Origin of the sequence: Massilia hydrophila, from assembly GCF_020208145.1 — a bacterium.
Lineage (GTDB): Bacteria > Pseudomonadota > Gammaproteobacteria > Burkholderiales > Burkholderiaceae_D > Telluria > Telluria hydrophila.
On record NZ_JAHYBX010000003.1, the window covers coordinates 336,467 to 347,731 of the forward strand.

The window sequence follows — 11,265 nt, forward strand, 5'->3', positions numbered from 1 at the left end:
TGGTAAGAATGGATTAACGCGGAGCCTTCTGGCTGAACAGGGTGCGCGACAGGATGTTCAGCAGCAGCACGGCAAAGGTCACCAGCAGTGCGCCGCCCCAGGCCAGCGCGCGCCAGTCGTCGTAGGGGCTCATGGCGAACTGGTAGATCACCACCGGCAGGTTGGCCATCGGCGCGTTCATGTCGGCGCTGAAGAACTGGTTGTTCAGGGCGGTGAACAGCAGCGGCGCGGTTTCGCCGGAAACGCGGGCAACCGCCAGCAGCGCACCGGTCACGACGCCCGCCTTCACCGCGCGCAGGCGCACCGTCGTCGCCACCTTCCAGTGCGGCGCACCAAGGGCGTAGGCCGCTTCCAGCAGGCTGTTGGGCACCAGGCGCAGCATGTTGTCGGTGGTGCGCACCACCACCGGGATCGCGATCAGGGACAGCGCGATGCTGCCGGCGTAGCCCGAGAAGTGCTGGACCTTGGCGACGTAGATCGCGTACACGAACAGGCCGATCACGATCGAGGGCGCCGACAGCATGATGTCGGTGACGAAGCGCGTCACCTGGGCGAAGCGGTTGTTCTCGCCATACTCGGCGAGGTAGATGCCGGCCAGGATCCCGACCGGAGTGCTGACCAGGGTCGAGATGCCGACCATCATCAGGCTGCCGACGATGGCGTTGCGCAGGCCGCCCCCTTCGCCGCCCGGGGCCGGGGTGTCGGCCGTGAACAGGTTCCAGGATAGCGCGCCGAAGCCGTTGATCAGCAGGGTCGCCAGGATCCAGGCCAGCATGGCCAGGCCGATGCCCATGGCCAGCACCGACAGCGCGATGCCGGCGCGGTGCGCCAGCAGGCGCCGGCGGTACACGGGGTTGCTTGCGGTGGCCTGCATTATTTGCTTCCTTCCTGGCGGGACATCCCGGCCAGCATCAGTTTGGCTGCCGACAGCACGATGAAGGTGATGGCGAACAGGATCAGGCCCAGCGCAAACAGCGAGGACGAATGCAGCGGCGTGGCCGCTTCGGCGAACTCGTTGGCCAGGGTCGAGGAAATCGAGTTACCGGCCGAGAACAGCGACCAGGACAGCTCGTGGGCATTGCCGATCACGAAGGTCACCGCCATGGTCTCGCCCAGCGCGCGGCCGAGGCCCAGCATCACGCCGCCGACCACACCGTTGCGGGTATAGGGCAGCACCACCTTGCGCACCACCTCCCAGCGGGTGCAGCCAAGGCCGTAGGCCGATTCCTTGAGTACCGTGGGCACGGTCTCGAACACGTCGCGCATCACCGAGGCGATGAAGGGGATGATCATCACGGCCAGGATCAGGCCGGCTGTCAGGATGCCGATGCCCATGGTCGGGCCCTGGAACAGCTGGCCGATCACCGGCAGCTGGCCGATGGTCGACTTGAGCAGGGGCTGCACGTACTCGGCGAACAGCGGGGCGAACACGAACAGGCCCCACATGCCGTAGATGATCGAAGGCACGCCGGCCAGCAGTTCGACCGCGCTGCCCATCGGGCGGCGCAGCCAGGCCGGGCAGATCTCGGTGAGGAACAGGGCGATGCCGAAGCTGACCGGGAAGGCCACGGCCAGCGCCACCAGCGAGGTGGCGAGCGTACCCCAGATCGCGATCATGGCGCCGAACTGGTCGCCCACCGGATCCCATTCAACGCGCGACACGAAGCCGGCGCCGAATTCCCGGAACGCCGGCGCCGCGCCGATGATGAGCGAGACGATGATCCCGGCCAGCACCAGCAGGACCGAGGCCGCGAACAGCAGCGTGAGCTTGTGGAAGAAGAAGTCCTGCAGGCGCTGCCTGCGCATCGCGGCGCGCAGGGCCGGGTTGTGGTCAGCGCCGCTCGCCTCCCCTCCTTCCGGCTTGTTCAATGCAAGGGAAGCGTGTGCACTCATCATGTCTCGTCGATGGCTTCGAAAGTCTTACCAGAGCGCCTTGCCGGCGCCGTCTTTCATCCTGGCGCGCCAGGCGTCCGCCACCAGCTTGCTGACGCTGTCCGGCATCGGCACGTAGTCGAGTTCGGCCGCGGCCGCATCGCCGTTCTTGTAGGCCCAGTCGAAGAACTTCAGCACTTCCTTGCCCTTGGCGGCATCGGGCTGGGTCTTGTGCACCAGGATGTAGGACGCGCCGGTGATCGGCCAGCTGTCCTTGCCGGCCCCGTTGGTCAGCACCACCGCGAAACCCGGGGTCGCGGCCCAGTTGGCGCCCGCGGCGGCGGCCATGAAGGCTTCGTCGCTCGGCTGCAGGTAGGCGCCGTCGCGGTTCTGCAGCTGGGTATGCTGCATGCGGTTCTTCTTGGCATAGGCCCACTCGACGTAGCCGATCGAACCCTTGATGCGCTGCACGTTGGCGGCCACGCCCTCGTTGCCCTTGCCGCCCACGCCCACCACCCATTTCACGGCGGTGCCGGCCCCGATCTTGGACTTGAATTCCGGGCTCAGCTTGGACAGGTAATCGGTCCAGAGGAAGGACGTGCCGGAACTGTCGGCGCGGCGCACGACGGTGATGTCGTCGGCGGGCAGCTTGAGGCCGGGGTTGAGCGCCGCGATCTGGGGCGCGTTCCACTTGGTGATCTTGCCGAGATAGATGTCGGCGACCACGGCACCGTTCAGCTTCAGCTGGCCGGGCGCCAGGCCAGGGATGTTCACGACCGGCACCACGCCGCCCATGATGGCCGGGAACTGGAACAGGCCCGCCTGTTCCAGCTCGGCCGCGGCCAGCGGCATGTCCGAGGCGCCGAAGTCGACGGTTTTTGCCTTGATCTGCTTGATGCCCGCGCCGGAGCCGACCGACTGGTAGTTCATGCTATTGCCGGTGGCCGCCTTGTACATCTCGGCCCACTTCGCATAGACCGGATAGGGGAAGGTCGCGCCGGCGCCGGTGATGTTGGCCGCATTGGCGGTCAGGCTTGCCGCCAGGCTGGCGGTGGCAAGGGCGATCGGGACGAACAGCAGCTTCATGCGCATGATGGATCCTTGTAAGGTCTGGGCCGGGTGTGGCTGGCCCGATTCATTGACGCTGCGAAGTCTACTGGCCGAATATGACAGCTTGATGACAGCCGGTCATGCCAATGTGACGTGAAATACGCCTGCCGCGACCCATGCCGTTCCTTGTAAATACCACCGGGTCTGCTAAGCTGGAAATGTGTCCACTACCAGGGAGGCAATGCTGAAAAGCGTTTGTGAATCATGTTCAGTTTGATGGTGTTTGGCATACTCAGCGGCCTGGCCGGGCTCGTCGCTTTCGAGATCTGGCAGGAGGTGCAGGGTAGCAGTGACGGCTTTTACGACCACTATCACGAATAGTGTCGGCCCGGATTACCGGGTCATCAATAAGCGAAAAAAGCGGCGAGGCCCGATGGGCGCTCGCCGCTTTGTATGTATACCCTGCTGGGCGCGGCGCAGCCGGTGCTGGCGCTAGCGCAGGAAGCGCGCCACCGCCGTCATCGCCGCCAGTTCCAGGTTCAGGAACTGGAACCCGACCTTGAATTCGCCGCTGCTGAAGATACAGTACAAGGCCTTGGCACGCGCACTGACCGGCACCAGCTTGCCTTCGACCATCAGGTCGAAGCTGACCTGGCCGGTTTGCCCGACCACCAGGGGTTCGGGCAGGTTGATGCTGACGCCATTGGCGCCGAGGTCGCTGGTCCTGCCACTGGCCGGCGCGGCGCCTTCCATGACGACGCGGGCGCGCGTGCGCAGCACCTTGCGTTCGGATGTTCTCTGTTCTGTAAACACGTGAAGCGGAATAGTGATTGATGAGCCAGGCGGCATTATACGAGCGCGTGCCCGGCTCAGTCCAACTCGCGCAGCTTGGTAAACGCTTCGTCGATGCGCTCGACGGCAACGATGGTCATGCCTTCGATCTTCTGCTTGGGCACGTTGGCCTTCGGAATCACCGCGACCGAGAAGCCCAGCTTGGCCGCCTCGCGCAGGCGCTCCTGGCCGCGCGGCGCGGGACGGATCTCGCCGGCCAGGCCAACCTCGCCGAACACCACCAGGCCGCGTGGCAGTGGCTTGTTGCGCATCGACGAGTTAATCGCCAGCAGCACCGCCAGGTCGGCCGCCGGTTCGGTGATCTTGACGCCGCCCACTGCATTGATGAACACGTCCTGGTCGAACGCGGCGATGCCGGCGTGGCGGTGCAGCACCGCCAGCAGCATGGCCAGGCGATTCTGTTCCAGCCCAACGGAGAGCCGGCGCGCGTTCGGCAGGTGGCTGGCGTCGACCAGGGCCTGGATCTCGACCAGCAGCGGGCGCGTGCCCTCCTGGGTCACCATCACGCACGATCCCGGCACCTGGCTGTCGTGCTGCGACAGGAACAGCGCCGAAGGATTCGACACGCCCTTCAGGCCCTTCTCCGTCATGGCGAACACGCCCAGCTCGTTGACGGCGCCGAAGCGGTTCTTGATCGCCCGCACCAGGCGGAAGCTCGACTGGGTGTCACCCTCGAAATACAGCACGGTGTCGACGATGTGCTCGAGCACGCGCGGGCCGGCCAGCGCGCCCTCCTTCGTCACGTGTCCCACCAGGATGATGGTCACGCCGGTCTGCTTGGCCACCCGGGTCAGCTGGGCCGCGCATTCGCGCACCTGGGCCACCGAGCCGGGGGCCGAGGTCAGCGCATCCGAGTACAGGGTCTGGATCGAGTCGATCACCGCCACTTCGGGCTTGAGATCGGCCAGGGTGCCGAGGATCTTCTCGAGCTGGATCTCGGCCTGCAGTTTCAGCTCGGCCGAATCGACCGACAGGCGGCGCGCGCGCAGCGCGATCTGGGCGCCGGATTCCTCGCCGCTCACATATAAGGTGTTGCGGGTGGCGGCCAGGTTGGCCAGCGCCTGCAGCAGCAGGGTCGACTTGCCGATGCCGGGGTCGCCGCCGATCAGCACCACACCGCCCGCCACCAGGCCGCCGCCCAATACGCGGTCGAATTCCTCGATGCCGGTGCCAAAGCGCGGCACGTCGAGCGCCTCGATGTCACGCAAGGACAGCACCGGCGCGGTCTGCGCCAGCGCCTTGTGCGCGGTCTGCGACATGCGGTTCACGCCCGGCGCGTCCTGCACGGTTTCGATCATCGTGTTCCAGGCCTTGCAGTCCGGGCACTGGCCGGACCAGCGGCTGGCGACGGCGCCGCACTCGCTGCAGACGTAAGAGGTGCGTGCCTTAGCCATCGCTGCCCATCCTTCCTTCCTGCACCCGCACGCGCGGCGCGAGTGCGCACATCAGTTCATAGCCGATCGTGCCGGCGGCCTGGGCCACCTCGTCGATCGGCAGGCCATCGCCCCACAGCAGCGCCTTGCTGCCCACCCGGGCATTCGGCACCGGGGTCAGGTCGACCGTCATCATGTCCATCGAGACCCGGCCCACCAGGGTGGTGCGCACGCCGTCGACCAGCACCGGGGTGCCGTGCGGCGCGTGGCGCGGATAGCCGTCGGCGTAGCCGCAGGCCACCACCCCCACCGTCATCGGCGCGTCCGCCTCGAAGCGGCTGCCGTAGCCCACCGTGTCGCCTGCCTCGATATGCTGGATGCCGATGACTTCCGAACGCAGGGTCATGGTCGGCAGCAGGCCGTAGTCGGCGGCCGGGCGTCCGCCCGGGGTGCCGCCGTAGAGCATGATGCCGGGCCGGACCCAGTCGTTGCTCAGGAGCCCGCCCAGCTCGGCCGCGTGCAGCACGCCGCCGGAATTCGACAGGCTGCGCTCGCCCGGCAGCCCGCCCGCACCGAACTGGAAGCGGCGCACCTGTTCGGCGATGGTCAGGCGCGGGTGTTCCAGTTCGTCGGCATTGGCGAAGTGGGTCATGTGGGTGATGTTGCGCACACCGGGAATGGCGCGCAGGCGCTGGTAGGCGGCCGCGTACTCGTCCGGGCGGAAGCCGAGCCGGTTCATGCCGGTGTTCATCTTCAGGTGCACGTCGATCGGCCGGTACAGCTGGGTATATTCCAGCATCTTGACCTGCTCGATGTTGTGCACCGCCGTGCCGATGTCATGCTCGGCCAGCAGCGGCAGGTCGGAGGGGTCGAAAAAGCCTTCCAGCAGCAGGATCGGCTTGCTCCAGCCGAGCTCGCGCAGGCGCAGCGCGTTCTCGGTCTCGACCAGGGCCAGTCCGTCGGCCCCGGCAAAGCCGCGCATGCCGCGCTCCAGTCCGTGGCCATAGGCGTTCGCCTTGACCACGGCCCAGATCCGGGCCAGCGGCGCACAGGCGCGCGCGCGCTGCAGATTATGCTGCATCGAGTCGAGATGGATGGTGGCGGTAAGCGGGCGGGGCATGCTCAGGAACCGGCGGTGCGGCATCGTGGGGACAGCCCGTTATTTTACCGGAGCGGGCAAAACCCTGCTGCTGACAAGGCGCGTTTTCTTTTAGCGCAGGGATCATTCATGGTATAAAGCAACTCGAACCAGCTTTTACTCTTTTCGAATGAACCGTGGCTTTTATACCATCATGGCGGCGCAGTTCTTCTCGTCGCTGGCAGACAATGCGCTCCTGTTTGTTGCGATCAGTCTGCTGACGTCGATGAACGCCCCGGCTTCGCTCACTCCGCTGCTGAAGCTGTCATTCGTCCTGTTCTACGTGCTGCTGGCCGCCTTCGTGGGCGCCTTCGCCGACTCGCTGCCCAAGGGCCGCGTGATGTTCATTGCCAACCTGATCAAGATTGGCGGCTGCGCACTGATGTTCCTGAGCGTGCATCCGCTGCTTGCCTATGCCGTGGTCGGCTTTGGCGCGGCCGTGTATTCGCCCGCCAAGTACGGCATCCTGACCGAATTGCTGCCGCCCGAGAAACTCGTGCCCGCCAATGGCTGGATCGAGGGCCTGACCGTGATGTCGATCATCCTCGGCACCGTGGCCGGCGGCGCCCTGGTGGGCGAACGCGGCGCCAGTTTCCTGCTCGGTCTCGGCCTGCCCGGCATCGACAGCGGCGCCGAGGCGGCGATGGCGGTGGTGGTCGGGGTCTACGTGCTGGCCGCCCTGTTCAACCTGCGCATTCCCGATACCGGCGCGCGCTACGAGCACCAGGAACGCAACCCGGCCAAGCTGATCGCCGATTTCGCCAACTGCTCGGCCACCCTGTGGCGCGACAAGCTGGGCCAGATCTCGCTGGCCGTCACCACCCTGTTCTGGGGCGCCGGCGCGACCTTGCAGTTCATCGTCCTGAAGTGGGCCGAGCGCTCGCTGCACATGCCGCTGGACAAGGCCACCAACCTGATCGGCGTGGTGGCGATCGGCGTGGCCCTGGGCGCGGCGATGGCGGCGCGCATGATCCCGCTGCGCAAGTCGCTGACCGTGATCCCGCTCGGGATCATCATGGGCCTGGTGGTGTGCAGCATGGTGTTCGTCACCTCGGTCAGCCTGGCCTACCCGCTGCTGGCCCTGATCGGCTTCCTGTCGGGCTTCTTCGTGGTGCCGATGAACGCGCTGCTGCAGCACCGCGGCCACGTATTGATGAGCGCCGGGCACTCGATCGCAGTGCAGAACTTCAACGAGAACCTGTCGATCCTGACCATGCTGGCGGTGTACGCGATCATGATCACGCTGAACCTCGACCTGGACATCATCGTCGTCCTGTTCGGACTGTCGGTGGCCGGCATCATGTACTTCATCGGACGGCGCCATGCGGCCAACCAGCGCGAGCACGATTCGCTGGCGCTGATTGGCGAAGAAAAGCACTGATACGCACGGCGTATCACAGCCCTCTCAAATTCGCGTCGTAGATATCAATCGGCGCGGCCGGCCGTGTTCCGACGCGCGGCCGCGCGTCCGCGCCAGTCGTTCGGCACGATGAAACCGCGCTCCACCTCTTCCACCAGGCCCAGTGCCGGCACATGGCGCACCACCGCCACCAGCACCGGCGCGGACGCGGTCTCGAACTGGGCCGACAGCTCGGCGTGGAGCTGGGCGCGGTCCAGCATCCATGTCGCCGAGGCGGCGCGGAACGGCGCCAGCCATTGCAGGCGCGGCAGCGGCAGGAATGCCTCTCCGGCCAGGGCGTCGATCTCGTCCAGCGCACACCAGAAGCCGCGGCAATGGCCGGCAGCGATGCCCCGCATGCGCGGCCAGCTGCCGGCCGGATAGAACAGCCAGCCCTTGACCAGCGCGCGCGCCTGCGCCACCGGTCGCGGCAGCAGGGCCTGTGCGGCCGGATGCCGGCCCAGGTCCAGCTGCTGCGCGAACACCTTGCGCATCTTGCGGCCCAGGCTGTCGGCAAGGTTGGGGCCGACCAGCATGTCCAGCCCGCCCTCGCGTCCCTGGCCGCCGGCGGCGTCGTCGTCGAGCAGGTAGAACTTGGTGGCGAACTCGATGTGTTCGACCGCATCAGGGCCGTGCTCCAGCAGGAAGTCGAATTCGCCGACCGTGTCGTTGGGACTGGCGCGCACCTGCAGGCTGTGCGCCACCAGCCTGCCCTGCGCGGCGAAATAGAAGGCCATCAGCTTTTCGGCGTACAGGCCGAGTCGGGTCGGCTTGCGCTCGCCAAAGGCCGCATCGAGCGCGGCCGGGTCGTGGTCGAGCCGCGCCAGCCATTGCGCCGTCGCGGCATCGACCGGGGGCAGGCTGGCGATGCGGCCGGACCACAGCGGGTCCTGCTCGTCGAGCAGGCCGGGCGCGTCGAGCAGCCAGGCCAGCGCCCGCACCCGGGCCCGCCGCAGGTGGCCCCAGCGGCGGTGGAAGCCCTGCTGGTAAGTTTCAGCCGGCGTGTCCATCGCCGGAGGCGCCGGTGCGCCGCGCCAGGCACAGGTCGGCCCAGGCCAGCGCCTTGTCGGCGCCGCGCCGCAACAGCTCGGCCGGGTGCAGGGTCGCCACCATCGGCACTTCGCCCAGGCGGTGCGCGACGCCGCGGCTGCCGGCCAGCGGCTCGGACAGGGCCTGGCCGCGCAGGCCGTTGGCGGCCACCTGGCCCAGGGTCAGCACCAGCGCCGCACCGGCCAGTTCGCGCTCGCGTTCCAGGAAGGGACGGCAGGCCGCCACTTCCTCGGCGCTGGGCGCGCGCTCGCCGCCGCGCGCATTCGCGGGCCGGCACTTGACCAGGGTGGTGACGTAGACATCGGTCGCGCGCGACATGCCCACCGCCTGCAGCATGTTGTCGAGCAGCTTGCCCGGCTCGCCCGTGAGCGGCTGTCCGGCCTGCTCGTCGGCGGCGCTGGCGGTGCCGGCGGCGACCAGCCAGCGCGCCGTCGTCGCGCCGGCGCCAGGTACCGGCTGGCGCCCTTCGCTGCAGGCGCTGCAATGGCGGCAGGTGGCGATCGCCTGGCGCAGTTCGGTCCAGTCCATGCCGGACGCGTCGATGCGCACGGGCTCGGCCGCCGGCGCGGTGTCGGCGGCGGGCGGCGTCCACGCCTGGCGCGCCGCCGGTTCGGCCACCTGGCGCGGCATCGGCGGCGGCGCCAGCGGGCGGGCCTGGACCGGTGCCGGTGCCGCCGGCGCGGCTTCGGTGCCGGCGTCGACCGCCCCGGCTTCGGGCGGCATTGCCTCCGGCGCCGGCGCCTCGGCTTGCGGCGGCGGCGCCGCGCGCAGGCTCCACAGCGGCCCGATGCCCATCTCGGCCAGGAAGGCCGCCTCGCGCGCACCGATCCGTTTCATGGCGCCGTTCACAGGTCCATCCTCATCACGATCGCATCCTCGCGCTGGCCGCCGTGGGCCGGGTAATAGGCCTTGCGGCGGCCGATCTCGCGGTAGCCGTAGCGGCGGTAGAAGTCCAGCGCGCGCCCGTTGGACGGGCGCACCTCGAGCAGGACCGAGGCCATGCCCTGCTCCTTCGCGCGTGCGCCGATCCGGTCCAGCAGGCGGCGGCCCAGTCCCTGGCCCTGGCGCGCCGCGGCCACCGCCACGTCCAGCAGGTGGGCTTCGTCCACCGCATACATCACGAGGTAGTAGCCGGCCAGCGCGCCCGCGGCGTCGCGCGCGGTCCAGGCGTCATAGCCGCTGGCCAGCGAGTCCTGGAAGTTGCCGCGGCTCCAGGGATGGGGGAACACGCTGCATTCGAGCGCGTGCACCTCGTCCAGGTCGGCCGGCCGCATCGGGGCGAAGCGCAGCGCGGCGGCTTCGGGCGCCAGGCTCATGTCCCGGCCTTCGCGGCATTGATGGCCTGCCGTTCGGCGCTGGTATACGCGACCTTGTTGCGCAGGTAAAGCGGCTGGGCCTGGGCCGCCGGCAGCGCCAGCCCGGCCGCGAGCGCGGCTGCGCCCAGCAGCGCCAGCTCGCGCGCATGCGGCAGGATATCGTCCAGCGCGCCGGCGGCGAAAGCCTGGCCGGCGAAGGCGTCCGGATAGGCGGCGAAGCCGTTGCCGCAGGCCGCCAGCTGCGCAGCCGGGAGCGGCCGCAGGTCCTGCGGTGGGCACAGCGCGGGGGCGGCGACTTCTTCCCAGGCGCCACGCGCCGCGTCGTAGCGGTACTGGGCCCAGTAGACTTCACCCATGCGCGCGTCCAGCACCGCCAGCACCTCGTGCGCGCCGGTGCGGGCGCGGCAGCTCTCGGCCATCGCCGCCAGCGTCACCAGCGGCAGCACCGGCAGGCCGGCGCCATAGGCCAGGCCCTGGGCCACGCCGCAGGCGGTGCGCACGCCGGTGAACGAACCGGGACCGGCGCCGAAGGCGATGGCATCGCAGGCGGCCAGCGCGATGCCGGCTTCGCCCAGCAGTTCCTGCACCATGGGCAGGACCGATTGCGAATGGGTGCGCACGCCGGCGCTGGAACGGACGTAAACGTGGCCCCCGGCCAGCAGCGCGCAGGAAGCGAGCTCGGACGAGGTTTCGATGGCGAGAATGGTGGGCATGCCGGTATTTTACCCGCTCGGCAGCGCCGCTGGCCACGGCGCCGCGACAGCCTGTACAATCCGGCACATGCAAAGCCTGACCCTGGATTCCGACAACCGCGCGCAGTTCGCCGCCGCCATCGAGGATGATGCGCTGACGGTCGCCTGCCTGTGCGCCGCCTGGTGCGGCACCTGCGCGTCCTACCGCGCCACCTTCGAGGAGCTGGCGCGGCGCCACCCGGACATGCGCTTCGTGTGGATCGACATCGAAGACCAGGCCGACGTCGTGGGCGACCTCGATGTCGAGAACTTCCCCACCCTGCTGGTGCAGCGCGGCGACAGCGTCGCCTTCTTCGGCACGGTGCTGCCCGACGGCGCCGTGGCCGAGCGCCTGCTGCTGGCCCAGGCCGCGGCCAGTCCGGAGGAGCTGGCGCGCCTGGCCATGTCCAGCGACGAGCGGCGTGCCTGGCAGCGCGACTGCAATCTGCGCGTGCTGCTCGGGTAGGATGGGCAGCTTCCTGCC

At 68.5% G+C, this 11,265-nt stretch carries 12 protein-coding genes; 2 read left to right on the forward strand and 10 right to left on the reverse strand.

Features of this window, described 5'->3' with window-relative positions; genetic code table 11:
• Positions 1–13 precede the first annotated feature (13 nt).
• From pstA to alr, 6 genes are all read right to left on the reverse strand, one after another.
• Positions 14–874, reverse strand: coding sequence for a phosphate ABC transporter permease PstA (gene pstA, locus LE190_RS11035; RefSeq protein WP_225238731.1), 861 nt, complete (start codon positions 872–874; stop codon positions 14–16).
• On the reverse strand, positions 874–1,806 hold the full coding sequence (gene pstC / locus LE190_RS11040; protein ID WP_225238907.1) for a phosphate ABC transporter permease subunit PstC: 933 nt from the start codon (positions 1,804–1,806) through the stop codon (positions 874–876). The genes pstA and pstC overlap by 1 nt, the downstream gene beginning before the upstream one ends.
• Before the next feature lie 114 nt (positions 1,807–1,920).
• Positions 1,921–2,958, reverse strand: a complete 1,038-nt coding sequence (pstS, locus tag LE190_RS11045) for a phosphate ABC transporter substrate-binding protein PstS (RefSeq protein WP_225238908.1) — start codon at positions 2,956–2,958, stop codon at positions 1,921–1,923.
• 456 nt (positions 2,959–3,414) lie between these two features.
• Positions 3,415–3,771, reverse strand: coding sequence for a PilZ domain-containing protein (locus LE190_RS11050; protein WP_225238732.1), 357 nt, complete (start codon positions 3,769–3,771; stop codon positions 3,415–3,417).
• Positions 3,772–3,791: 20 nt separating this feature from the next.
• Positions 3,792–5,168, reverse strand: coding sequence for a DNA repair protein RadA (gene radA / locus LE190_RS11055; RefSeq protein ID WP_225238733.1), 1,377 nt, complete (start codon positions 5,166–5,168; stop codon positions 3,792–3,794).
• Positions 5,161–6,267 carry an alanine racemase gene (gene alr / locus LE190_RS11060; RefSeq protein ID WP_225238734.1) on the reverse strand — a complete coding sequence of 369 codons (1,107 nt, stop codon included), beginning with the start codon at positions 6,265–6,267 and terminating at the stop codon, positions 5,161–5,163. Before alr ends, radA begins: the two co-directional genes overlap by 8 nt.
• Before the next feature lie 148 nt (positions 6,268–6,415).
• Between alr and lplT the strand changes: the two genes are divergently transcribed.
• Entirely contained in the window at positions 6,416–7,666 is a 1,251-nt protein-coding gene (gene lplT, locus LE190_RS11065) for a lysophospholipid transporter LplT (RefSeq protein ID WP_224945668.1), read from the forward strand.
• Positions 7,667–7,710: 44 nt separating this feature from the next.
• Here lplT and LE190_RS11070 read toward each other — a convergent pair whose 3' ends face one another.
• The 4 genes from LE190_RS11070 to tsaB are packed head-to-tail and all read right to left on the reverse strand — an operon-like array spanning position 7,711 to position 10,763.
• Entirely contained in the window at positions 7,711–8,694 is a 984-nt protein-coding gene (locus LE190_RS11070) for a DUF1853 family protein (RefSeq protein ID WP_225238735.1), read from the reverse strand.
• Positions 8,678–9,571: a uracil-DNA glycosylase gene (locus LE190_RS11075; RefSeq protein ID WP_225238736.1), complete on the reverse strand. Its 894-nt coding sequence runs from the start codon at positions 9,569–9,571 to the stop codon at positions 8,678–8,680. The genes LE190_RS11070 and LE190_RS11075 overlap by 17 nt, the downstream gene beginning before the upstream one ends.
• A gap of 8 nt (positions 9,572–9,579) precedes the next feature.
• Entirely contained in the window at positions 9,580–10,050 is a 471-nt protein-coding gene (rimI, locus tag LE190_RS11080) for a ribosomal protein S18-alanine N-acetyltransferase (RefSeq protein WP_225238737.1), read from the reverse strand.
• Positions 10,047–10,763, reverse strand: coding sequence for a tRNA (adenosine(37)-N6)-threonylcarbamoyltransferase complex dimerization subunit type 1 TsaB (gene tsaB / locus LE190_RS11085; RefSeq protein WP_225238738.1), 717 nt, complete (start codon positions 10,761–10,763; stop codon positions 10,047–10,049). Before tsaB ends, rimI begins: the two co-directional genes overlap by 4 nt.
• Positions 10,764–10,830: 67 nt before the next feature.
• On the opposite strand from tsaB, the gene LE190_RS11090 reads away from it, so the two are divergent.
• Positions 10,831–11,247 carry a thioredoxin family protein gene (locus LE190_RS11090; protein ID WP_225238739.1) on the forward strand — a complete coding sequence of 139 codons (417 nt, stop codon included), beginning with the start codon at positions 10,831–10,833 and terminating at the stop codon, positions 11,245–11,247.
• Positions 11,248–11,265 lie beyond the last annotated feature (18 nt).